Source organism: Salinigranum marinum (assembly GCF_024228675.1).
Lineage (GTDB): Archaea > Halobacteriota > Halobacteria > Halobacteriales > Haloferacaceae > Salinigranum > Salinigranum marinum.
In genome coordinates this window covers 2,414,512-2,437,598 of the sequence record NZ_CP100461.1, presented here as the reverse complement: position 1 = coordinate 2,437,598, position 23,087 = coordinate 2,414,512, and the positions used below count along the sequence as shown (strand labels likewise).

The window sequence follows — 23,087 nt, the reverse complement described above, 5'->3', positions numbered from 1 at the left end:
CTCCGTACGACTGCGGTACAATACCTGTACGGTGTGGGTGACAGACTGGATCTGGCGAATATTTCGGGAGAGGCTCCGCTCCCCTCCGCTCGCGAGTACGTGTCTCGTCGGCCACGTCCCGCGTTCCCAGCCAGGGAGCACCGGGGTGAACATATTAGTGTCGTCACGCCCGACTCGGATCAAGATCGTCTGTGTGACTCCCATGGTAGGCTCCTCGCTCACGGCGGACGTGCTCTTGACAGTCGGCCTTCATCTCGGATTCTCCACGGCCGAACAGCTCGAACTCTCGGCGTTCCTCCTGATCGGACTGCTCGGCGGTGCGCACTGTCTGGGCATGTGCGGCCCGCTGGTCACGATGTACGCGAGCCGGTTCAGCTCCGACTCCGGCCCCGCCCTCTCGGTCCGTGAGCTCCGCCAACACCTCCTGTTCAACCTCGGCCGAACCGCGAGCTACGCCCTGCTGGGCGGGCTGTTCGGGCTCGTCGGGGCGTTCGTCTTCGACGCCGCGTCAGTCGTCCTCGTCGTCGGCGACGCGGTTCGCGCGACCGTCGGGCTGGTCGTCGGCGTCGGGATCGTCGCCACCGGCGTCCGGTACACGACGGGAGGCGGGAGCGGACACGGCGGCGGGACGGGACTCCCACTGGTCGGGCGCGTCGCCGGGCTGTTCGGGACGCTCCAGGCGCGGTTCGACGGGCTGGCGAACGGGCCCGGTATCGTCGGCCTGGGGCTCATTCACGGGCTGTTGCCGTGTCCGATCCTCTACCCGGCGTATCTGTACGCGTTCGCCCGCGGCTCCCCGCTCGTCGGCGTCGTGTCGCTCGGCGTCTTAGGGCTCGGAACGATTCCGACGCTGTTGCTCTACGGGACGGTCGTGCAGTCGGTCGACGCCACCTCCCGCGACCGACTCCACCGCGCGCTCGGCGTGGCGTTCGTGATCCTGGGACTGATGCCGATCGCACACGGCCTCGCGCTGTTCGGCGTCCCGGTCCCGCACGTCGAACTCCCGATCTACCAGCCGCTCAGCGGCTGACGGGGCAGCGGTCCCGGGGAACGAAGCCCGGCCACGGCCCCATCGACCGACCCTCCTGACGGGCAGGTCTCCTTCGCCCGGCCGAGTCACGACGCTTCCTCACGGCTCGTACCGAACAGTCGGCGCTCTCCTCGGCCCGACACGGCGTGACGAGACCCCGTGTCGACTCCCGACTCCACCGTTGATTTAGACAACTCTAATTCAGAGATTAGAGCAACAGTATTATTGTGTTTGGCATCCATCGTCGTGGTAGGTATGAACGACGCGGTTCCTTCGCGGACACGACGAACTTTCTCCCGGCGACGGGCGCTCGCCGCCGGGACGACGCTGGTGGCTGCGGGTCTCGCTGGCTGTACTGCGGGCGGACGATCGGACCAGGGCGATAGCACTGCCGACGGAACCGGTGGCAGTGCCGCCGACGGCGACGGCCCGGTCGTCGTCGCCTCCTTCTTCAGCTTCTACGACTTCGCCCGCAAGATCGCACGCGACACCCCGCTGCAGGTGCGGAACCTGGTCCCGACCGGCCTCCACGGTCACGGCTGGGAGCCGAACGCGAGCATCACGCGGGACATCATCGAGGCGGACGCGTTCGTCCACGTCGGGGCGGAGTTCCAGCCGTGGGCCGACCGCGCGATCCAGACCCTGAAAGACGACAACGTCGACACACAGCTCATCAACGTCCGCGAGGGCGTCGAACTGGTCGACCTCGCCGCGAGCCTAGACCCCGAGGAGGAGGGCGTCGGCGAGGGCAGGGCGAAAGACCCTCACTTCTGGCTCGACCCCCAGCGCGCCAAGCAGTCGGTCGACAACATCACCGAGGGGTTCGTCGACCTCGCCCCCGATCACGAGGAGACGTTCCGCGCCAATTCCGAGGCGTACAAGACGGAGGTCCTGGACCGGATCGACCGTGACTACCGGGCGATCTTCGACAGTGCCGACCGGGACGTCGTCCAACTGGCGGCCCACAACGCCTTCCAGTACATCGGCGTCCGGTACGGCGTCGAGATGCGCCCGCTCGTGGTGAACCTCGCCGCCAGCGGCGACGTCAAGCCGTCGGATGTCACCGCGGCCAAGCGAGTGATCGAGGACAACGACATCAGGTACATCGGTGCCGCGGTGTTCGAGACGCGCCGACCCGCCCAGCAACTGCTCGCCGAGACCCCCGTCGAGGCGTACTACCCGGTCACTCCCTACGCGGGGGTTCGGGAGGACTGGGTCGAGATGGGCTGGGGCTACGAGGAGATCGCGGACAACATCAACATGCCCACCTTCGAAGTCGTCCTCGGGAACAAACCGCCCGAGGAGGTCGCAATCGAGGGATGGAACGACCAGTGGAGGAACTTCGAGTGAGCCGTCGGGACGGCGCAGCGACGCGAGCGGCACACGAGGGCCCGCTCGTCGAACTCTCCGCCGTCGACTTCGGCTACACAGCCACGCCGGTCGTCGAGGGGATCTCCCTCCGGATAGAGCCCGGCGAGTACGTCGCGATCGTCGGGCCGAACGGCTCGGGGAAGTCGACGCTGATGAAGCTCATGCTGGGGCTCCTCCGGCCCGACGAGGGGACCGCACGGCTGTTCGGCGAACCCTCCCACCGGTTCGACGACGGCTCACGCATCGGCTACGTCGCCCAGCAGGCCAGCGCGTCGAAGGAGATGCCGATCACCGTCCGCGAGGTCGTCCGAATGGGCCGGTTCCCCCACGTCGGCTTCGGTCGGCTCGGGCGACGGGATCGAGAGATCGTCGACCGAGCGCTCGAGACGGTCGGCATGACGGCGTTCGCCGACCGCCGCGTGACACAGCTGTCGGGCGGCCAGCGCCAGCGGGCGTTCATCGCCCGGGCGCTCGCCGGCGAAGCGGACCTGCTCGTCCTCGACGAGCCCACCGTCGGCGTGGACGTCGAGTCGGTCGAGGCGTTCTACGACCTGCTCGAATCGCTGAACGGGGAGGGGATCACGATCCTGCTCATCGAGCACGACCTGAGCGCCGTCACCGAACACGCCGAGCGCGTCGTCTGTCTCAACCGCGAGATCTACTTCGACGGCCCCACCGCGGAGTTCGTCGAGAGCGACGCGCTCGCGCGGGCGTTCGGGACGGCCGCCGCCGTCTTAGGTGGTTCTTCGTGACTCCTTTCGCCGTGCTCCAGTCGGGTGGGAGCCCGCTCGACCCCTTCTTCGCGCCGCTGTACTGGTTCCTCTCTTGGTGGTCAGACGTCATGTTCTGGGTCGCACGGGGGACGGGACTCGAACTCCTCCAGTACCAGTTCATGCATCGGGCGATCCTCGTCGGGCTCTGCATCGGGGTGATGGCTCCGCTCATCGGGACCTTTCTGGTGCACCGACAGCTCGCGCTCATCGGCGACGCGTTGGCGCACACCGCCTTCGCGGGCGTCGCCGTCGGGCTGTTCCTCAACGCCGTGATCGACCTGGGCGTCTCACCGTACCTGACGGCGGTCGTCGTCGCCATGCTCGCGGCGCTGTTGATCGAACTCATCTCCGAGGCGACCGACGCGTACAACGACGTCTCGATGGCGATCGTCCTCTCGACGGGCTTCGCCCTGGGGACGACGCTCATCAGCATCAACGCCGGCGGGCTCGCCGTGGGCGTCAACCAGTTCCTCTTCGGCAACCTCTCGACCGTCTCGGCGGAGAACGCGGCGATCCTCCTCGTGCTGTTCGGGATCATCGTCGCGACGGTCGGGGTCACGCGCAACCAGTTGCTCTACGTGACGTTCGACGAGACCGCCGCGGCGGTGTCGGGCATCTCGGTGTCGTGGTACAACCGCGTCGTGGTGATGCTGACCGCCCTCGTGGTGGTCGGCGCGATGCAGATCATGGGCGTCATCCTCGTCGCCGCGATGCTCGTGGTTCCCGTGGCCGGTGCGGCGCAGGTGTCGCGCAGCTTCGGCGAGTCGCTCGTCGTCTCTGTCGTGCTCGCCGAACTCGCCGTCCTGCTCGGGATCGGCGTCTCGTACTACGGCGAGGCGACCGCGGGGGGCGTCATCGTCCTCGTCGCGGTCGCGATCTACGTCGTCGCCGTCCTCGTGGGCAAGGTGCAGACCGCGACCGGCGAGGACGCCGCGCTGGAGGTCGGCCGGATGGGTACCGACGAGACCGAGTCCCCCTCGGACTGACTGCGACGACGGGGGCTAGTCGACGAACTCGATCCCGCCGAACTCGAACCGGGCCCCGCCCTCGGAGCCGTCAGTGATCACGACCGTCCAGTCGTGGGCCTCGGCGATCCGTCGAACGATCGTCAGCCCGAACCCTGTCCCCCCCGCCGTGGACTTGTGTCCGGGCTCGAACACCCACTCGCGCCTGTCCGGATGAACCCCGGGGCCGTCGTCCTCGACGTACAGGCCGTCCGCGCCGACCCGGCCGACGCGAACCGTGACGTGATCGGCCGGCTGCGGCCCGTTCGCGGACCCGTGTTCCACGGCGTTCCGGAACAGGTTCTCGAAGACGTGTCTCAGTCGGTCGCGATCGCCGCGGACGGTGACGTCGTCCTCGACGACGAGCGCCGCCTCCCCCGTCTCGACCGTCGTCCAGCACTGTCGGACGAGGGCCGCAACCGCGACCGGGTCGGTCGTCGAGATGCTGTCGCCCTGTCTGGCGAGCATCAGCGTGTCCTCGATGATCGTCTCCATGCGGTCGAGCGCCGCGACGAGCGGTTCGTAGTGCGCGTCCCCGTCGATCCGTGCGAGCCTCGCACGACCCTGGGCGACGTTGAGCGGGTTCCGGAGGTCGTGGGCGACGACGCTCGCGAACTCGTCGAGGCGGTCGTTCTTCCGCTGGAGTTCGCGCTCGCGCTCGACGCGACGCGTGATGTCACGTGCGATCCCGACGATCCGGGTCACCTCCCCGTCGACGGTCACCGGTGCGAGCCTCGTCTGCCAGGTTCGCGTCCCGCCCGGCAGCGCGAGCTCCTCCTCGTAGGTGATCGGCTCGCCCGCCTCGACGCACCGGCGGTAGTTCGCCTCGACCTCCGCGCCGAGTTCGTCCCCGAGGACCGCCCGCGGGGTCCGTCGCCGTACCGTCTCGGTCGCGAGTCCGGTCGCTGCCTCCTGCGACGGGTTGAGCCGAACGAACCGGAACGTCGGTTCGACCGTCGGGGCGTCCTCGCCGCCGTCGCCGTCGCTGTCGACCTCGACGAGGAAGACCGCGTCCCCGGCGTTCTCGAAGACGGCCTCGTACTCCTCGGCCAGTTCGTGGCGCTCGCGCTCGCGCTCCCGGCGGCTCGTGACGTTCCGACCGATGACGATGACCCCTCCCACGTCGTCGTCGTCGAGGCGGTTGACGCTGGTCGACTCCGCCCACACCCACGAGCTGTCGGCGTGCCGGATCCGGCCCTCCCAGCTGCTCGTCGCCCCCGGCTTGACGAGCGACGTCGCGAGGCTCGCGGCGGTCCGGTCCCGGTCGTCCGGGTGGACGTGATCGAGCGCCGCGGTCCCGACCATCTCCGCCGGCCCGCGGCCCGTGATCCGCTCGATCGCGGGACTCGCGTACGTGATCGTCCCGTCGGCGTCGACGACGGTGACGGCGTCGGAGCCGTTCTCGACGAAGGCGCGATATCGCTTGAGTTCCCGCTCGCGGTGTGTCCGCTCCGTGACGTCGCGGCTGACGCCGACCACGCCGACGATCCGACCGTCCTCGTCGCGGTAGGGGTGTTTCTCGTCGTCGAAGACGTGCCGCGTCCCGTCGATGTATCGGACCGCCTCGCGCGTGTCCGTCTCTCCGGTCGCGAAGATCCGCTCGTCGACCCCGCGGATCGCGGCCGCGCTCTCGGCGTCGAACAGGGCCGGGTCACACACCCCGACGACGGACTCGGGGTCGCGTCCGAACAGCGCGGCGGCGGCCTCGTTCATGAGTTCGTACCGGCCCTCGCGGTCCTTGATGTAGATCGCGTCCGACGTGTTCTCGACGAGCGCCGTCAGCTGTCGGTTCCGCCGCTCGAGTTCCCGCGCGGCATCGCGCTGTTCGGTCACGTCGGTGAAGTAGATCGAGAGCCCGGAGTCGTCGGGGTAGACCTGGACGTCGAACCACTGCTCCAGTTCGGCGTTGTACCGCTCGAACGACGTCTGACGGCCCGTCGCCATCGCCTCCGTGATCGCCTGCTGGGCGACCGTCCCGGTCGTCTCGGGGAACGCCTCCCAGATCTTACACCCGTGCAGCACTTGCCGGTTCGTTCCGAGGATCTCCTCGGCACGCGAGTTGACGTACGTGTACCGGAAGCCGGCGTCGACGGCGACGACTCCGTCCGTGACGCGCTCGAGCGCGTCGCTCCGTACGCGGGCCGGACGTCGATCACCGCTTGGAGTCATGCATTGAGTTTACGGCAGTGTTACAAAACGATTCCGTCGATAACGCGACACGACGGTCCCAGCGGTCCCGAACGGCTCTGAGAGACGTCCTGGACGCGAAAGCGCGTGTACGACGAAGGCGACTGTGTCACAACCGTGTACACTTGTGTACTAGTAATGCACGACTATGTCGACTCGACGGGACCGTCCACGGCCTCTCGCACGACGATCCTCCTCCGCCGGTCGGCACTGCTGGGCCCGGCGCGCCTCCCGACGGGCCGCTCGCTTCCGTCGGCGAGGCAGGCGACGACGGTCTCGGACTCTCGCTGTAGCGGTCCAACCCGTCCACATCGAGCGTCGTTCGTCCGTCTGACGGAGCTTCAAGTAGCGGTGTGAGCTACTCCCGGTACGCGACCGGAGACACACGATGGGCATCCTCGCACGACTCAGAGCCGTCCTCTTCTCGAACCAGGCTCCCGCCACGGTCGGACTGTACGGCCCGCCGAACGCGGGCAAGACCACGCTCGCGAACCGCATCGCCGCGGACTGGGCCGACGTCACCGTCGGCGACGCGAGCGACGTCCCGCACGAGACCCAGCGCGCCCAGCGCGCCGACGGCGTCGAGATCGAGGGCGACGACGGCACGGTCACGGTCGACGTGGTCGACACGCCCGGCGTCGCGACCGAGGTCGACCACGCCGCCTTCCGCGAGCACGGACTGAGCGAGGCGGACGCACAGGAGCGCGCCCGCGGCGCGACCCGCGGCATCGGCGAGTCGATGCGCGTCCTGAGAGAGGTCGGTGGCGTGATCTACGTCCTCGACGCGACGATCGACCCACGCGCACAGGTCAACGACATGCTGCTGGGCATCGCCGACGACCAGGGACTCCCGCTGGTCCTCGTCGCCAACAAGATCGACCACGCGGACGCCGACGTGGAGGCGGTCGTCGACGCCTTCTCGGATCGCGAGGTCGTCCCGGTGTCGGGGCTCACGGGCGAGAACGCCGACGCGCTCTACTCGGCCATCGCCGAACGGTTCGGGTAGCTCTCGGCGGTGCTGTCGTCCTCGCCGCTATTTTCGGTTCCACCGGACTGGTAAGTGGGGGCCCGGCCGTGGCCGTCGGCGGCGCGTCGGCGTCGCACTTATGTATGCTGTGTGTTGTCTAGTACCACATGGCCCGAACGGACACGTCCACGGGGGTCGAACTGGGGGAGCACGGCGCGCCGCTGTGCGACTGCGGGGCCGAGATGGAGCCGTTCATCGCGGGCACCCGACGCACGGGCGGACTGTTCAGCCCGCGCGTCGACTACCGACTGTTCACCTGTCCGCAGTGCGGCGACGGCTGTCGGCTCGAGCGCGCTCGTGACGAGAGCGAGTGGCACCGACTGACGCAGTAAGTCTGGGGCTCACGGTGTGCGGACGCGGTCGCGTTCCCGACAGTAGTGAGTCCGCCGGCGGACGGGTCACCGACGCCGACACCGACGACAGTGCCACACCCGTATTCGACTTCGAGTGACTCCCGTCGCCGTCGTCGACGCAGACCGGGACGATCGGAACGGCCTCGTCAATAAACGAGAACTTATTTTTGATTAATTCCGGTCGGCGGCAACCACCGGTACGTCGATCTACTCGTCGTATAATACCACGAAAGCGGCGGTGAACCGACCGAAATCGCTCTTTCCGGGCGAGTTGAGCCGTGATCGGGGCTGGTCCATCACTCGCCCCGTCGGCCCGGCTCTCTGAGCGGAGTCTCCTGGTTGGGAACGGACCGATCCATTATACAGTGGTGCGGTTTTTGTGATCATCCACCCGATGAGGCGGACTGATGGACTGTTTCCCAGAGATGAGGCGCGAGTGTCACGCCGACCACAACATAGAATAATTTACTCATCAACTTCGAACAGGAGGTCCCGCTATTCGTCGCTCGTCTCCGGGCCACGCGTCGGTCGTGTGGCGTCGAGCACTACCGCGTTCCGCGTGCGGTTCGGCGCAGATGTGGGAGAGATCGAAGCGGGTGCTCCCGCAGTTACCAGCTTCTTCTGCCGCTATCTCTGACGCGACCAGCAAGTGTTAAGTCCGGGGCGTTGGAGCGGCCCAACGAGTGATAGATCAGCGTCGGCGTGCACACGATCGCATCGGTCGAAGCACACGAGTCGTCGATCCCGGCCCGGGGAGAGACAGCGACCCGCGCGGTGTCGCTTTCGGGGGAGATGACGACAGGTAGCGTGGGGACGCGAGTCGGGTCGCTCGTCCCCGGCCTCCTGCTCCTCGCTGGCGGTGCCGCCGGCGCACACGTCCTCGGGTCGGTCGTCGGTGTCAACCGACTGCTGGTCGCCATCGCGGTGGGATTCGTCCTGTCCAACACCGTCGGTGTCCCGACCGCCGCGGACGCGGGCGTGGCGACGCACGACCGCTGGCTGAGCGCGGGCATCGTCCTCATGGGTGCGTCGGTGACGGTCGGGACGTTCCTGGACGCCGGGTCCACCGTTCTCCTCGTCGTGCTCGCGGTGACGGGTTTTACGCTCTTGTTCGTCGAACTGCTCGCCCGCAACCTCTTCGGGCTGGTCGACCGGTTCGGCTCGCTGCTCGCCGCCGGCGCGAGCATCTGCGGCGTCTCGGCGGTCGTCGGGGTCGCCGGGGCGGTGCGCGCACAGCGGGAGCAGATCGCCTACGCCGCGGCGACGATCCTGCTGCTTGATGCGGTCACGATCGTCGCCTATCCGATCGTCGGGGAGTTTCTGGGCCTCTCGTCGACCGTCTTCGGGATCTGGGCCGGCGTCAGCATGTTCTCGACGGGGCCGGTCGTCGCGGTCGGCTTCGCCCACTCGGAGGTCGCGGGGCAGTGGGCGACGGTGACGAAACTCGCGCGAAACGCCCTGATCGGTGTGGTCGTCCTCGGCTACGCGAGCTACTACGCGCGGGTCGACGGAGACGGTGACGGCGACGGGGGCGTCTCCGTGCGGACGCTCTGGGAGCAGTTTCCGACGTTCGTGCTCGGCTTCCTCGGGGTCGCACTGCTCGCCAGCGTCGGCCTGATCCCGCCGGCCCAACGGGCCCTCCTCGGGGACGCGAGCGACTGGCTGTTCCTGCTCGCGTTCGTCGGCCTCGGGACGGAGATCCGCGTCGGCGAACTCCGTCGGGCGGGTGTCAAGCCCGCGCTGATCGTCTTCGTGGCACTGCTGGCTGCGAGTTCCCTCTCGCTGGCCGTGCTGACGGCGCTGTTCTGACGGGTCATCGCAAGGGGTCGACCCCTCGTCGACGCCGTGCTCGCCGCCTTTCTCGACGGCGCGGTCGGCGGGACCTGTGGGGCGAACCACGGCGGTCCACGCCCGGGAGAACGGTTAAGCGAACGGCCGTGGATTAGACTGCCACTGACCATGGAGCACTTACGTTACGATGTCGTCGTCGTCGGCTGTGGCATCGCCGGCCTCGCTGCGGGGTTACGACTCGCCGAGCGGAACCGATCGGTCGCAATCCTGGAGAAAGCGCCGAAAGAACGGCGGGGCGGACACACGCGGTTCACCGAGTCGTTCCGCATCCCGACGGCCGACATCGACCTCGACGTCGAGTTCAACGTCGACGACTACACCGCCTCGAACTTCTACTCGGACATCATGAAGGTGACCGACCTCCGGGCCGACCCGGACCTCGTGTCGGTCGTGACCGGCGAGGCGGCGGCGACGTTCGAGTGGCTCACCGAGAAGGGCGTGTCGTGGGAGTTCCAGGCACCCCACCCGGGGTACACGGCCGGGCGCGTCTGGCTCGACGGTGCGGAGATGATCGACGAGCTCGTCGAGGCCATCGCGGCGGAGCCCGCCACGGTAGACATACACTACCGGGCGGAGGCCCGCGATTTCGTGCGATCCGACGACGGCTCGGTAACCGGTGTCATCGGCTTCGTCGACGGCACGCGGACCCGGTTCGACGCCGACGCGGTCGTCCTCGCCGCGGGCGACTACGGCTCAAGCAAGGAGAAGCGGACGCGCTACTACGGCCCCGGCTACGGGAACATGAAGGTGCGCGGGAGCCGGTACAACACCGGCGAGACGCTCGAGGCGGCGATGGCCGTCGGGGCGAAGTCCGAGGGCGAGTGGGGCGACGCCCACATGGCGATCATCGACGCCGGCTCACCCGACGTCGAGGGCGGCATCACCCGGATCGACGGCTACCAGTACGGGGTCATCCTGAATCACGACGGCGAACGGTTCGTCGACGAGGGGGAGGACGCCCGCGCGCACACCTACGCCAAGTTCGGCCGCCGCATCTTCGAACAGCCCTACCACGAGGCGTTCATCGTCGTCGACTCGACGGTCGTGGACGACGTCGCGCATATGGGTCCGACCCGGCCGATCACGGCCGACTCGATCGAGGCGCTCGCGCGTCGGCTCGACATCGAGAACGTCGACCGCGCCGTCGAGACCGTCGCGGCGTACAACGAGGCCTGCGACCCCGCGGCTCCGGAGCGGTACGATCCGAACCGCCTGGACGGCAACGCGGCCGAGATGGTCGACCCGCCGAAGTCGAACTGGGCGCTCGCGCTCGACGAGCCGCCCTTCACCGGCTACCCGGTCACCGGCGGCATGACGTTCGCCTTCGGCGGCGTCGCGATCACGCCCGACGCGGAGGTGCTCGACACGACCGACACCGTCATCCCGGGGCTGTACGCCGCCGGCAACAGTACCGGCGGCATCTTCTACCGCAACTATCCCGGCGGAACCGGGCTGACGGCCGCGGCGGTGTTCGGGCGGGTCGCCGGCGACCGCGCGGCCGACGACGCCGCGGAGTGACCCAGTCGGGGCGACTACTTCCCGGGGAAGTTGACGAACCGGTCGATCTTCGTCCGGGCGTCTTCGAGTACGGACGAACCGTGGTAGACGAGGCCGACGTCGAACTCGTACGCCAGGAGGCGTTCGAGGCTCTCCTCGGCGAGGTTGAGGTCCTGCGAGTAGACGGCCGGTGGTAGGAGGAAGTAGCCGGCCGGGAGACCCCGCTGGTCGGCCCCCGAGAGGGCGTCGCCGAGCACCGCGATCCCCGCGTCCTCGTCGATCAGCGCGTGGTTCTCGGGCTCGTGTCCCGGCGTGTGCACGGCCGTGAACCGCCCGATCCGGTCGCCGTCGCCGTACCGGTGGTCGGGGTCGTGGTCGGTCTCCACGTCGAGCTGTTCGGGCACCCACGTCTCCGGGCCGTACGTCTCGACGACGTGGTCGAACCCGCCGATGTGGTCGCCGTCGCCGTGGGTGATGACCACCCGCTCCGGCTCGACGCCGACGGCCGAGATCCCCTCGTCGAGCGCGTCCGTGCTGTGCTCCAGTCCGGTGTCGAAGAGCGTCGGCGTCCCGTCGGTGAACAGGAACGCGCGGAATCGCTTTCCCTCGGGTTCGTCCAGGCACGTGATGTCGTACACGTCGGTGGCTATCTCGACTGGCATGTCGTCTCCTCTCTACCCCTCCCGTGAAAATAGTGCTACCGGTTCTCACTCTCCCCTCTGTCGAACACGTCGCCCGCGGCCGTGGCGGTCGGGGATCGGGGGTCGACGGCTCCTTCGGAGCGAGCCCCGGCGTCAGGCCACGTTCCCGTCGGGAACGACCCCGTCGGCTGTCCACCCGCGGTAGGTGTAGTACTCGTCGAGGGCGTCGTCCATCCCCTCGATCTCGTACGGGAGGGTGTCGTCGGCGCGGTCGAACCCCCGCTGGTTGTTGAAGTGCCGCTCGAGGTCGACGATCCGCCGCCCGACCTGGAGCAGTTGCTCGTACTCCTCGCCGAACAGTCGTTCGTAGCGCTCGTCGCTCATCGCCGAGCGGGAGAACTTACAGATCACCGCAGAGTCGTTCACCGCTTTCAGGTCCTCGAGATCCGCGACGATCGATGCCTTCCCGTCGAGCCCCTCTGGGTGGACCCGCCCCTCGTACTCCAGGTTGTGGATCTTCGAGTACATGTGGTCCGCACCCCGGTTCGCGGTGGCGTAGCCGAGCCCGCGACCGTGTAGCACCCGGCCGTCGTGGCCGGGGAACTCCATCCCCTTCGAGGTCCAGTTCGCCACGCCGAGGTCGTCGTGCACGCGGTCGACTCCTTCGGCGAGGCTGTCGCCGACGCCCTCACGCCGGGCGATCTTTTCGATCAGGTCGTGGATCAGCGCCGAGTCGCCGAACCGGTCTTCGGCCTGGAGGTACGCCCCGATCGTGACGCCCGCGCTGATCGTGTCGAGGCCGAGTTCGTCACACCGCTCGTTCGACTTCATCACCGAGACGATGTCGCCGACCTCCAGGTTGCTCCCGAACGAGAACACCGTCTCGTACTCCGGCCCCTCGGTTTCGAGCCCCGTCTCGTCGTCCCGCGTCGGGAGCTTACACGCGAACGCACACATCGAGCACGTCCCGCGCTTGTGCTTTTTCGACTCGACGGCCGCCCCGTTGATCCCCTCGACGCCCTCGTCGAACGACATCCGCTCGAAGTACCGCGTCGGCAGGGAGAACATCTCGTTCTTCAGGTCGACGCCGCTCGTCGTTCCCTGGCGCTTCATGATGTGGTCTTCGGTCGCGGCCTGGCGGTGGATCTCGCTCGCGACCGCGTCGTCCGGGAGCGAGACGTCGAGGTCGGCGTCCCCGGTGAACGACACCGTCTTCACGTTCTTCGACCCGAGCACGGCACCGATCCCACCGCGGCCGAACGCCCGGGTGTCGGACGTCATCAGCGAGGCGTAGCGAACCTCGTTCTCGCCCGCTGGGCCGACGGTCACCAGGTGCTCGCTTTCGAGGCCGTGGCGATCGGTCATCGCCCGGGTGGTCTCGCTGACGGTCGCCCCCGCGAGTTCCGGCACCGCCTCGAAGCGCACGCCCTCGTCCGTGACGTGGATCGCGAGCAGGTCGTCGCTCGCGCCGACGAGTTCGACGCACGGGTAGCCGGCGCTCGCGAAGTTCCGCGAGAGGTAGCCGCCGGCGTTCGACGACGCGAGCCCGTTCGTCAGCGGGGAGAGCGCGGTCGCGTTCATGCGCCCGGTGAAGCTCATCCGCGACGCTTGGAGCGGCCCCGTCGAGAGGTACGCCCGGTTCTCCGGCCCCAGCGGGTCCGCGTCGAACGGCAGCCGCTCGTGTGCGAGTTTCGTCGCGATCCCACGCCCGCCGATGAACGACCGGAGTTCGTCGTCGATCGGTGTCGTCTCCCAGGTCCGCTCGCCGATGTCGAGGGTGAGCAGGTCACCCGTTGTACGGAGCATTGGGAACATCCACGGCCGTCCGTCGTATAAGCGTTTCTCGCACGTCTGGACACCGACCACGCGTAGCCGAACGAGTAGCCTGCTACTCGCTATTACCGTGCCGTTCGTATATAAAATACACGAATAATGAAAAAGACACGGTCGACCCTGGCGTTCTGTTTCACGCACGGCACCGGGGAGAACCGGCTCACGGAATCGAACTGCGGACAGCCGTCGGATGGGTCGTCGCTCTCGGCGGAAACGGGCGACGTCCAGTGCCGACAAAATTACACTTGCATGGCTGTAACGACACTCGACTCACACGAGCGGTGTCTGTCTTATTACAGTTGTATATGTGTAACGTGACTCCGATCTGCCTCGGGTGCGCACGACGCTCCTCGCGGGAGCGTCCACGAACCGTTCACGGAGCGTCGACGCCGGTACCGGCGTCCAGCAGGACTGACAGTACCCTGGTTCGGAGTATTCCTTCGCGAGTACCTTTCGAAGACGTGAAGGAAAAACCGTGTTGTTTCCGCCCGACACTCCGACTGACCCGGCGTCTGCGGCCCTGTCCGCGGGGTTCTACGCGACGACAGAGCATGTCCGTATCGTGAACATCGTGTCTCACTGACAAACGGGAGACTTATTGAGTAGTCACACCGAGTCGTATTCGAACGCGTGACTGACTCGGGAGCGGACAGTGTCCGTCCGATCCGCCGAACGCGAGCGTCCTCACGGGGCACACACGCCCGTTCGGCCTCACGGTTCCCGACGGACGGCTCCACGGACCCGCCGGGATCGGCGGCACCCGACAGTCGGAGTCGCCTCCCCCTGTCGACGCGAAGAGGGCCGAGCCACGGCACCCCGGAACGGTCTCCTCTCTCTATAGTGAACTATAATTATGAATATCCGTGTCGGGCGCCCGGTCGGCTCGCGCTCCTCCGACCATAGTGAATGTTAAGTGCGTGGGTCTCGAACGATCGTGTATGAACCGCCGAGGCCCAAGCGAAACGCTCTCCACCATCGAACGGGGGTTCGAGGTCGTCCGGACGTTACGACAGATGAGCGGGGCTCGCGTGACCGAACTGGCCGAGGAACTGGATATGGCTCCGAGCACCGCACACAAGTACCTCGCGACGCTCGCCCAGGAACGGTTCGTGGTCAAAGAGGGCGACGAGTACCACGTCGGCTTGGAGTTTCTGGACCTCGGCACCTACGCCAAGAACCGCAAGAAGGGCTACCGACTCAGCGTCCCGAAGGTCAGAGAGATCGCCGAGGAGACCGGCGAACGCGCGCAGTTCGTCGTCGAGGAGTACGGACGCGGCATCTACCTGCACACGGAGGCGTCGGAGGCGAGGGCCGTGCTGATCGACCGTCGGGCGGGGATCCGTCGGTACCTCCACTCCAGTGCGGCCGGGAAGGCGATTCTGGCGAACCTGCCGGAGCACCGCGTCGACGAGATCATCGACGAGCACGGCCTCCCCGCCGAGACCGAGCACACGATCACCGACCGCGAGGAACTCCGCGAGGAACTGGCCCGGATCCGCGAGACGAACGTCTCGTTCAACAACGAGGAGTCGGTCGACGGCCTCCGTGCGGTCGGGGTTCCCGTCCACGGCGCGGACGGGCTCGTCCTCGGCTCGCTGAGCGTCTCGGGGCCGAGCAACCGGCTGAAAGGCTCGCTGTACCGCGAGGAGATCCCCGATCTGCTGCTCGGGCACGCCAACGAGATCGAACTCAACATCCGATACTCCTGAGCGTCGGTTCGAGGTGGCCCCGCGGCGGGCCGTGTTTTCGCGGTGTGCGTTCCGATCGGTGACCGGCCCCGCCGGCCGGTCGCAAAGCTATAGACCCACCACGCCGATGACGAACCATGCGAGACGTACTCAGGGACGTGTCCGAGCGGGAGATACGACGGCTCGCCGACGCGTACGGGCTCGACGTCGGACCGAACGAGGAAGCGGCGCTCGCGTCGGCGGTGAACGACCGGCTGGACGACGGCCTCGACGACCTCTACGAGATCCCCGTCGCGGACGCCCCCGACGCGCCCGGCGAGCGGACGTGGTCCGAACCGACCGACCCGTACAACGCGCTCAGCGTGGCGTGTCACGTCCCCCCGACGCCGACCCACGGCGATCTCCTCGCCGGCACCACGGTCGGGCTGAAGGATCTCATCGCCGTCGCCGGCGTCCCGATGCAGTGCGCGTCGGGCGTGATGCACGGCTTCGTTCCGAGCGGCGACGCGACCGTGACGACGCGGCTCAGAGCGGCCGGCGGGACGATCACCGCGAAGACGAACCTCGACGAGTTCGCCGGCGGCGGGCGTGGGCAGTCGTTCCGCGGGCTCGTTCTCAACCCCCACGACGAAGACCGGATCGCGGGCGGCTCCTCGGGCGGAAGCGCGGCGGCGGTCGCCGCCGGCATCGTCGACGTCGCGCTGGGGACCGACACGGGGGGGTCGGTCCGGAAGCCAGCGGCCTTCTGCGGACTGGTCGGGCTGAAGCCCACCTACGGGCTCGTCCCGCTCACCGGCGTCGTGGAGAACACGTACACGCTCGATCACGTGGGGCCGATCGCCCGGACGGTCGAAGACGTCGCGTCGGTCCTGGCGGCGATCGCCGGCACGGACGAACGCGACCCCGCCAGCATGGCCGCCGCGGGAGCCGACGACTACCGCGTCGGCGACTACGTCGACGCGGTCCAGTCGCCACCGCCGCTCTCGACGCTCCGGATCGGCGTCGCGACGCAGGGACTCACCGACGAGATCGACCCGGCGATCGCCGCGCGACACGGGCGCGCGATCGACGAGCTCGAAGCCGCGGGTGCCCACGTCGAGGAGTGCGAGCTCCCGTATCTCGATCAGGTCAAACACGTCAAGAACGTCATCAGCTACGTCGAACTCGCCGCGTACTGGCGCGACGGCGGTGCACCGGTCCGCCGCGGCGGCGTCCCGAACACGTTCGACCAGGTCGGCTTCGCCCGCCGCGCCCGCGCCGCCAACGGGGAGCTGAACGACTTCTACCGGAGCCGGCTCCTCGCCGGTGCGCGGCTCATGACGGCTCACGACGGCCGCCACTACACCCGCGCGCAGGCCGCCCGGGCGACCATCCGCGAGGCGCTGGCGGAGACGCTCTCGTCGTTCGACGCGGTCGTGACCCCGACCGTCCCCCGGCTGGCCCCGCTCGTCGCGGCGGCGCAGGGATCGACGTTCGACTACGACGGCCTCGACGCGTCGAGCCCGTACGGCTACGGGCGGTACACGAAGCTCGCCAACGTGACCGGCGTGCCGGCGATCACGGTCCCGAACGAGGTCGACGACGGCCCGGCGGTCGGACTCCAGCTCCTCGGCTCGCGGTTCGACGAGGAGACGCTCCTCGGGGCCGCCCGGCGCGTCGCCGAGACGGTCGGGTGAAGCCGGAGCCCGACTACGACAGTCTACAACAGCGCCGTCAGATCGCTCGTCTCGTGGTCTTCGAGCGTCTTGACGGTCTCGATGATCTCGGTGCGGTGAGCCTCGGGGTAGACGTCCTTCGCGATTCCGTGGAACTTCTCCTCTAACTGCTCCCACGACATCGGGTTCGTCGGGTGACCCTCGAACGCTGTCTTCTCGATCCGGTGTTCGCTGCCGTCCGCCGTCGTGACGGTGATGTTGTACGGCTGCTCGCCGGCCTCGAACCGCTCTGTGAGTTCGGGGCTCCCCTCGACGGTCATCGTCCCCATCAACTCGCGGACGTCGTCGCGCGTGATCCGTTCTTTCGTGTACTGTTCTTTCATCAACTGGCCGTCGAGCGCCGCCGCCGCGAGCGTGTACGGGATGCTGTGGTCGGCCTGCTCGCGGTTCTTCGGCACGTGCCGGTCGCCCTCGCCGCCGCCCATGACGTGTTTCGCGCTCTCGTACGTCTCTAAGTGGATCCCCTCGATGTCGTGGGGGTCGATCCCGTCGCGGTCGAGCAACTCCAGCAGGCCCTCGATCGCCGTCTGGGCGTGCGTGCCCGCCATGTACTTCTTCGTCATCACTTCGAGGATGCGCTCACACGGGGTGAACTCGACCTGGAAGTCCCGCTCTTGGACGATCTCCTTCCAGCCCTTCTGCCCCTCGAAGGCGTCGACGGGGCCTTCCATCCCGTTCTTCGCGAGCATCGCCGTGTACACCGCGTTGCGCGCGAGGTTCGCCGACGCGATCCCCTTCCACATCGAGATCTCGCCCGTCCGCGTCACCCGGAGCGGGTTGTACGCGGCCGTCGCGATGCCGACGGCGTTGCGGGTCTGCTCGTAGTCGAGCCCCATGAGCTTGCTCGCGGCGGCGACCGATCCGAACGTCACGTGGATGTGGTCCCACCCGATGTCCCGGCCGGGCGCTTTCGCTGCCATCTCGCCGTGTGCCTCGTAGGCGATCCCGACGCCGGTGATCAGCTCCTTGCCCGATGCGCCGGCGTACTGCGCGCTGGCGACCGCGGCACCGACGTTGTCGCTCGGATGTGGGGTCTCCCCGGGCAGCAACAGCGCGTCCATGTAGTCGAGATAGCGGATCAACGCCGTGTTCATCATCGCCGCCTCCGGCGGTGAGGCCGTCTCGTCGGCACCCCAGATGTCGCAGGCACCGCCTTCGGGGTCGAGTTCGCGGACGGTCTCCCTGACGATCTCGACCGGCTCGTCGCCGATCGAGCCGAGCGCGATCCCGATCGAGTCGAGGATCCGTTTCTTGATGCCGTCGACGACCTCCTCTGAGAGGTCTTCGTACTCGGTCGAGCCGATGAACTCCGCGAAGTCCGCTGTTGTGGTCATGCGTCTATCTACCCTTCTTGGCTCTCCGATTTATAGCTTCACATGCGTCGCCGTCTCGCGGCTCCCGGTGATCCCCGCTTTTCCCGTGACGAGCGGAACGCTCAAGCCCTCCGTCGGTGAGTGCCGACCATGCAGGTGGTTCGATGACGATCGCACGTGAGTTCGCGGAGTACTGCGCCGACCTGTCGCTCGATGCGGTCGACGACGATTCGGTCGAGTACACCAAGACGCTCCTGTTGGACACGCTCGGCACCGCCGTCGGCGGCTACCACTGGTCTGACTCCGCCGAGGTGATGGTCGGCGCGGGGAGCGATCTCCACGGCGCCCGACGAGGGACCGACGGGACCGCGACGGTGCTCGCGACGGGCGATCGACTGTCGCCCGCGGACGCGGCGCTCGTCAACGGCGCGCTCTCGCACAGCCTCGACTACGACAACCGCCACTCGCCGGGGAGCCTCCACATCGGTTCCTCGGTCGTGATCGCGGCGCTGGCGGCCGCCGAGACCGTCGACGCGAGCGGCGAGACGCTCCTCGAAGCGCTCGTCGCCGGCTACGACGTGACGGCCCGGCTCGGGATGGCCTGCAACCCCCGCTCCTCGCACGAGCGGGGCTTTCACCCCACCGGGACGTGCGGAACCTTCGGCGCAACGGCCGCCGTCGGCGTCGTCTACGGCCTCGACGCCGACGAGCTGGTCGCCGCCTTCGGCGTCAACGGAAGCCAGGCGAGCGGGTCGTACCAGTGCAGCGTGACCGGCGGCTGGAACAAGCGGATCCACCCGGGCTTCGCCGCCCGGAACGCGTTCGTCGCCGTCGCCTTCGCCACCAACGGCTTCGAGGGGCCGCCGGACCCGATCGAGGGCGAACTCGGCTTCCTCCAGGCGTACGCCGACCGGCCGGCCCCCGAGCGCGCGACCGAGGGGCTCGGCGAGGTGTACGAGGCGGCACGAACGAAGATCAAGCCCTACCCCGTCGGGACGTTCGCCCACGTCCCCATCGCCCTGCTGATCGACCTCGCCGAGGAGGAGGAGATCGCTCCCGACGATGTCGAGGCCATCACGGTCGAACTGCCGACCTCCGGCGCGCGGATGTTCGCCCGGGGGGACGGCGACAGCCACCCCACCTCGTCGGCGGAAGCCCAGTTCGACATGCCGTTTTCGGCAGCCCTCGCGGTGGCGTACTGCGACGCCAGCCTCGGCTCGTTCGACGACGCGCTGTCGGCCGACCGCCCCGACTCGTTCGATCGGTTGATGGACGTCACCACGACGGTCGCGAGCGACGAACTCGAAGCGTTCCTCCCCGAACTCTACCCCGCCCGCGTCACCGTCCGAACGTCGGACGGGACGTACGAACTGTTCCGCGAGTGGGTCCAGGGCGAACCCGAACACCCGCTCTCGTGGGCCGACCTCGAACGCAAGTTCGCCGATCTCACCCCGACGTTCGACGCCGACGCCCGCCGACGGATCGTCGAGTGCGTCCGCGACATCGAGTCGCGAACCGGCCGGGAGCTGGTCGCCCCGTTCGGCGACGCCTAACGAGCGCGCAGCTCACGCCGTCCACCCTGGGCTCGTCGCTGTTCCCTCGGACCGACGTGTCGTCTCGTCGCCACCGCTCCCGTCGACCAGCCGTCTCCGCGAGTGTCTGGACTGAAACATAAAAACGTGAAAACAGTCCCGAGCCGAGTTACGCGCTGACTGCCTCGACGAACCGTTCGAGCGCCCCCTCGGATTCGAGGTCAGCGATGGCCTCGTACGCCGCGTCGGCGTCGTCGGCCGACAGCACGTCCCGCGCACACTCGTCGAACTTCGCGCGCAGGCGCTCCTCCGACAGGGGATTGTTCGGCGACCCCGGCGCGTAGGTGATCTCGTTCGACAGCTCCTCGCCGCCGACCGTGGTCACGTCGACGCGCGCGGCGTAGTTCGCGTAGTTCCCCCCGAAGAGGTTCTCCTCGAACGCCCGCGTCACCTTCTTGGTCTGCTCGCGCGTCGCCGGCGCGGTGACGTACTCGTCGGTGAACTCGTGGATGCCCGGGTCGCGCTCGCGGAGGACGGACGCGAGACAGAACTCGATCGAGAACTTCGCCTCCAGCCCCGTCTGGGGGTTCTCGTGGTGGAGCATCTCCGAGGCGGCATCGTCCAGCGCGACCGTGACGGCCTCGACGTCGTCGGGCGCGAGGTCGTTGTCGACCACGATCTCGCGGAGCGCGTCCATCGCGGCGTGGGTGATCACGCCCGAGGGGTACGGCTTGTAACCGATGTCCATGACGGCCCACGTCTCGCCGAGCTCTCGGGTGAGTTCGTCGGGGTCGTACGTCCCGCCGGGCGTCATCGCGGTCCCGTAGCCGATCTTGCCCTCGAAGACGCTGGGGTCGGCGGTAAAGCCCTCCGCGGCGAGCGTCGCCGCCCGGACGCCCATCTGAGCCGCGTGGCCGGAGTGCAGCGGCTTCGTCATCGTCCCGAAGTTCTTCTTCAGCGCGGACGACCCCGACGCGGCGATGCCGAACGCGTGCCGGATCCGCTCTGCGGACAGCCCCATCACGGAGGCGGCCGCGGCGGCCGCCCCGAACGTACCGACCGTGCCGGTGCTGTGCCAGCCGTTCTCGTAATGTTCCGGGTAGGTGCTGTGGCCGGTCCGGTAGGCGACGTCCACCCCGACCACGTACGCCGTCAGTACCGCCGCACCGCTCGCCCCGGCCCGTTCGCCGGCCGCGAGCGCGGCCGAGAACACCGGCGAGGTCGGGTGGATGACGATCGACTCGAACGTGTCGTCGTAGTCGACGGCGTGGCCGAACGAGGCGTTCGCCAGCGCCGCCCCGGGTGAACTGGCGTTTCCACGGGCGAGCACGGTCGCCTCCCCGCTCGAAAAGGTCGCGTCCACGTACGACGCGACCCGCTCGCCGACGTCGTGGTGTGAGCCGTACACCGCGACGCCGACGAGGTCCGTGATCGCTTCCTTCGCCTTCTGCTGGACGTCCTCCGGAACGTCCGACAGCGACGTCTCTTCGACGAACGTTGCTAACGCTTCAGTTTCACTCACACCCTACGGTCAGATTACTACTGAATAAACATACCGACTGCTCACGTCCCGAACGCGCGTCTGATCCACCGACGGCGTCCCGATCGGCCGAGGCGAGACCAGCAGTCAGCCGCACCGCGCCCGGCTGTCAGTCACCGTCCTCGACAGCCAGTCACGCCGCGCCCGGCGATCTGTCACGGGTCTCGCCGCCCGGACGGGATCAACGGTTATACGTCTCCCCCGTGAGCCACTGACGATGGAGTTCACCAGTGACGTGATCACCGAGTACGCGCACGGGCTGTCGATCGACGACATCTCCGCGGAGGCGATCGATGCGGCGAAACGGCTCGTTCTCGATTCTGTCGGCTGCTGTCTGGGGGCGTACACGAGTCCGCCCAGCAAACACCTCCGGGGGACGTACGGCCGACTCGACGGGCCGGACGGACGGACGGCGACGGTGTTCGGCGCGGGGACGGAGACGCTGGTCGAGTACGCCGGACTGATCAACGCGACCCAGGTCCGGTATCTCGACTACAACGACACCTACATCAGCGAGGGCCGCGCCTGCCACCCGAGCGACCACATCCCGGCGCTGATATCGGTCGCCGAGGCCGAGGGGCGGACCGGCGCGGAGCTCGTCGAGGCGATCGTCCTCGCGTACGAGATCGAGGGCGCGGGCGTCGACACCGGCGTCCTCTGGGGCAACGACTACGACTACGTGACGTGGGGGGCGTTCTCCGGCGCCGTCGCCGTGGGGAAACTCATGGGGCTCGACTACGAGCAGATCCGCAACGCCGTCGGCATCGCCGGCGCGTCGAACCTGACGCTCATGATCTCCCGTAAGGGCGACGTCTCGATGTGGAAGGGGGCGGCCCACCCGTACGTCACGCACAACGCGATCCAGGCGTGTCAGATGGCCCGGGCCGGCCTCACCGGCCCCGAACGCGTCTTCGAGGGGCCTGGCGGCTTCTTCGAGGTGGTCGCCGACCGTCGCCTCGAGATCGACCGGCTGGGCGGCCGTGACGGTGCCGCGTATCGGATCACCGACGCCCACGTCAAACCGTTCCCGTGCGGCTACTACATGCAGCCGATGGTCGCCGGCGTCCGCGACCTCGTCGCCGACCACGACGTCGCCCACGACGCGATCGAGGAGATCCGGATCGAGACGTTCGACGAGGCGGCGTCGATCCTCGGCGGTGCCGAGAAGTGGTCGGCGGACCTGACCCGCGAGAGTGCCGACCACAGCATCCCGTACACGGCCGCCATCGCGGCCATCTACGGCGACGTGGAGCCGAAACACTACGGACAGGCGTACCGCTCGGACCCGACCGTCCATCGTCTGATGCAACTCGTCTCTGTCACCGAGACCGATGCGATGAACGCCGAAGCGGTTCGGAACCCCGACTCGACGCCCTCCATCGTCCGCCTCGTCGCCGACGGCGCGACGTACGAGACGCACGTCGACTACGCGCCCGGTCACGCACAGAACCCGATGTCGCAGGCGGACCTGGAAGCGAAGATGCGGTCGATGGCCGAGCCGCTGCTGACCGACGAACAGGTGGAGACACTCGTCGACTCCTGTGGTCGCCTCGAAACCCTCTCGACCGTCGATTCGCTCGTCGACGCGCTCACCATCTGACTCGGTCGTTCTCTGACTCGGTCACTGCTGTGCGAACACGGGACGTCGTCCCGTCGCGTTCTCCGGCTGACTCGGGTGTGAACCGCTCGTTCCGCCACTGGCATGTGACAGTGTGACACAAGAACAGAAGAC

The 23,087-nt window shown here is 68.0% G+C and carries 17 protein-coding genes; 12 read left to right on the top strand and 5 right to left on the bottom strand.

Annotated elements, in window-relative coordinates:
* Nucleotides 1–202 precede the first annotated feature (202 nt).
* The 4 genes from NKJ07_RS12040 (at nt 203) to NKJ07_RS12025 (ending at nt 4,160) form a co-directional block, all read left to right on the top strand.
* Nucleotides 203–1,030 carry a sulfite exporter TauE/SafE family protein gene (locus tag NKJ07_RS12040; protein WP_318567060.1) on the top strand — a complete coding sequence of 276 codons (828 nt, stop codon included), beginning with the start codon at nt 203–205 and terminating at the stop codon, nt 1,028–1,030.
* A gap of 255 nt (nt 1,031–1,285) precedes the next feature.
* The gene (locus NKJ07_RS12035; protein WP_318567059.1) at nt 1,286–2,380 is read left to right on the top strand and encodes a metal ABC transporter substrate-binding protein; all 1,095 of its coding nucleotides are present in this window, start codon (nt 1,286–1,288) and stop codon (nt 2,378–2,380) included.
* On the top strand, nt 2,350–3,153 hold the full coding sequence (locus tag NKJ07_RS12030; protein WP_425504651.1) for a metal ABC transporter ATP-binding protein: 804 nt from the start codon (nt 2,350–2,352) through the stop codon (nt 3,151–3,153). The genes NKJ07_RS12035 and NKJ07_RS12030 overlap by 31 nt, the downstream gene beginning before the upstream one ends.
* Nucleotides 3,150–4,160: a metal ABC transporter permease gene (locus NKJ07_RS12025; protein ID WP_318567058.1), complete on the top strand. Its 1,011-nt coding sequence runs from the start codon at nt 3,150–3,152 to the stop codon at nt 4,158–4,160. Before NKJ07_RS12030 ends, NKJ07_RS12025 begins: the two co-directional genes overlap by 4 nt.
* A 15-nt stretch (nt 4,161–4,175) precedes the next feature.
* On the opposite strand, the gene NKJ07_RS12020 is transcribed toward NKJ07_RS12025, so the two are convergent.
* On the bottom strand, nt 4,176–6,347 hold the full coding sequence (locus NKJ07_RS12020; protein WP_318567057.1) for a PAS domain-containing protein: 2,172 nt from the start codon (nt 6,345–6,347) through the stop codon (nt 4,176–4,178).
* Nucleotides 6,348–6,753: 406 nt separating this feature from the next.
* On the opposite strand from NKJ07_RS12020, the gene NKJ07_RS12015 reads away from it, so the two are divergent.
* From NKJ07_RS12015 to tcuA, 4 genes are all read left to right on the top strand, one after another.
* Nucleotides 6,754–7,371, top strand: coding sequence for an Era-like GTP-binding protein (locus NKJ07_RS12015; protein ID WP_318567056.1), 618 nt, complete (start codon nt 6,754–6,756; stop codon nt 7,369–7,371).
* Nucleotides 7,372–7,499: 128 nt separating this feature from the next.
* Nucleotides 7,500–7,724 carry a hypothetical protein gene (locus NKJ07_RS12010; protein ID WP_318567055.1) on the top strand — a complete coding sequence of 75 codons (225 nt, stop codon included), beginning with the start codon at nt 7,500–7,502 and terminating at the stop codon, nt 7,722–7,724.
* 813 nt (nt 7,725–8,537) lie between these two features.
* Nucleotides 8,538–9,554, top strand: coding sequence for a YeiH family protein (locus NKJ07_RS12005; protein WP_318570452.1), 1,017 nt, complete (start codon nt 8,538–8,540; stop codon nt 9,552–9,554).
* A gap of 150 nt (nt 9,555–9,704) precedes the next feature.
* Complete coding sequence (gene tcuA, locus NKJ07_RS12000) at nt 9,705–11,114, top strand: FAD-dependent tricarballylate dehydrogenase TcuA (protein WP_318567054.1); 1,410 nt, start codon at nt 9,705–9,707, stop codon at nt 11,112–11,114.
* A 14-nt stretch (nt 11,115–11,128) separates the two neighbouring features.
* Here tcuA and NKJ07_RS11995 read toward each other — a convergent pair whose 3' ends face one another.
* Both NKJ07_RS11995 and NKJ07_RS11990 read right to left on the bottom strand, forming a co-directional pair.
* The gene (locus tag NKJ07_RS11995) at nt 11,129–11,755 is read right to left on the bottom strand and encodes an MBL fold metallo-hydrolase (RefSeq protein ID WP_318567053.1); all 627 of its coding nucleotides are present in this window, start codon (nt 11,753–11,755) and stop codon (nt 11,129–11,131) included.
* 132 nt (nt 11,756–11,887) lie between these two features.
* Nucleotides 11,888–13,540 carry an aldehyde ferredoxin oxidoreductase family protein gene (locus NKJ07_RS11990; RefSeq protein ID WP_318567052.1) on the bottom strand — a complete coding sequence of 551 codons (1,653 nt, stop codon included), beginning with the start codon at nt 13,538–13,540 and terminating at the stop codon, nt 11,888–11,890.
* Nucleotides 13,541–14,505: 965 nt separating this feature from the next.
* On the opposite strand from NKJ07_RS11990, the gene NKJ07_RS11985 reads away from it, so the two are divergent.
* Together NKJ07_RS11985 and NKJ07_RS11980 are read left to right on the top strand one after the other, a co-directional pair.
* Nucleotides 14,506–15,276 carry an IclR family transcriptional regulator gene (locus tag NKJ07_RS11985; protein ID WP_318567051.1) on the top strand — a complete coding sequence of 257 codons (771 nt, stop codon included), beginning with the start codon at nt 14,506–14,508 and terminating at the stop codon, nt 15,274–15,276.
* A 116-nt stretch (nt 15,277–15,392) separates the two neighbouring features.
* Complete coding sequence (locus NKJ07_RS11980) at nt 15,393–16,931, top strand: amidase (protein ID WP_318567050.1); 1,539 nt, start codon at nt 15,393–15,395, stop codon at nt 16,929–16,931.
* Nucleotides 16,932–16,954: 23 nt separating this feature from the next.
* Here NKJ07_RS11980 and NKJ07_RS11975 read toward each other — a convergent pair whose 3' ends face one another.
* The gene (locus NKJ07_RS11975) at nt 16,955–18,304 is read right to left on the bottom strand and encodes an MmgE/PrpD family protein (protein ID WP_318567049.1); all 1,350 of its coding nucleotides are present in this window, start codon (nt 18,302–18,304) and stop codon (nt 16,955–16,957) included.
* Nucleotides 18,305–18,447: 143 nt separating this feature from the next.
* On the opposite strand from NKJ07_RS11975, the gene NKJ07_RS11970 reads away from it, so the two are divergent.
* Entirely contained in the window at nt 18,448–19,836 is a 1,389-nt protein-coding gene (locus tag NKJ07_RS11970; protein WP_318567048.1) for an MmgE/PrpD family protein, read from the top strand.
* Between the two features lie 148 nt (nt 19,837–19,984).
* On the opposite strand, the gene NKJ07_RS11965 is transcribed toward NKJ07_RS11970, so the two are convergent.
* Nucleotides 19,985–21,337, bottom strand: a complete 1,353-nt coding sequence (locus tag NKJ07_RS11965) for an MmgE/PrpD family protein (RefSeq protein WP_318567047.1) — start codon at nt 21,335–21,337, stop codon at nt 19,985–19,987.
* Between the two features lie 235 nt (nt 21,338–21,572).
* Here NKJ07_RS11965 and NKJ07_RS11960 point away from each other — a divergent pair, with 235 nt between their 5' ends.
* Complete coding sequence (locus NKJ07_RS11960) at nt 21,573–22,955, top strand: MmgE/PrpD family protein (protein ID WP_318567046.1); 1,383 nt, start codon at nt 21,573–21,575, stop codon at nt 22,953–22,955.
* The last annotated feature ends 132 nt before the right edge of the window (nt 22,956–23,087 follow it).

Coding starts and splice junctions, on each gene's coding strand:
- NKJ07_RS12015 (WP_318567056.1), top strand. CDS start 6,754: ATGGGCATCCTCGCACGACTCAGAGCCGTCCTCTTCTCGAACCAGGCT.
- NKJ07_RS12005 (WP_318570452.1), top strand. CDS start 8,538: ATGACGACAGGTAGCGTGGGGACGCGAGTCGGGTCGCTCGTCCCCGGC.
- NKJ07_RS12040 (WP_318567060.1), top strand. CDS start 203: ATGGTAGGCTCCTCGCTCACGGCGGACGTGCTCTTGACAGTCGGCCTT.
- tcuA (WP_318567054.1), top strand. CDS start 9,705: ATGGAGCACTTACGTTACGATGTCGTCGTCGTCGGCTGTGGCATCGCC.
- NKJ07_RS12010 (WP_318567055.1), top strand. CDS start 7,500: ATGGCCCGAACGGACACGTCCACGGGGGTCGAACTGGGGGAGCACGGC.
- NKJ07_RS11985 (WP_318567051.1), top strand. CDS start 14,506: ATGAACCGCCGAGGCCCAAGCGAAACGCTCTCCACCATCGAACGGGGG.
- NKJ07_RS11995 (WP_318567053.1), bottom strand. CDS start 11,755: ATGCCAGTCGAGATAGCCACCGACGTGTACGACATCACGTGCCTGGAC.
- NKJ07_RS11990 (WP_318567052.1), bottom strand. CDS start 13,540: ATGCTCCGTACAACGGGTGACCTGCTCACCCTCGACATCGGCGAGCGG.
- NKJ07_RS12035 (WP_318567059.1), top strand. CDS start 1,286: ATGAACGACGCGGTTCCTTCGCGGACACGACGAACTTTCTCCCGGCGA.
- NKJ07_RS11980 (WP_318567050.1), top strand. CDS start 15,393: ATGCGAGACGTACTCAGGGACGTGTCCGAGCGGGAGATACGACGGCTC.
- NKJ07_RS11960 (WP_318567046.1), top strand. CDS start 21,573: ATGGAGTTCACCAGTGACGTGATCACCGAGTACGCGCACGGGCTGTCG.
- NKJ07_RS11970 (WP_318567048.1), top strand. CDS start 18,448: ATGACGATCGCACGTGAGTTCGCGGAGTACTGCGCCGACCTGTCGCTC.
- NKJ07_RS12020 (WP_318567057.1), bottom strand. CDS start 6,347: ATGACTCCAAGCGGTGATCGACGTCCGGCCCGCGTACGGAGCGACGCG.
- NKJ07_RS11975 (WP_318567049.1), bottom strand. CDS start 18,304: ATGACCACAACAGCGGACTTCGCGGAGTTCATCGGCTCGACCGAGTAC.
- NKJ07_RS12030 (WP_425504651.1), top strand. CDS start 2,350: ATGGAACGACCAGTGGAGGAACTTCGAGTGAGCCGTCGGGACGGCGCA.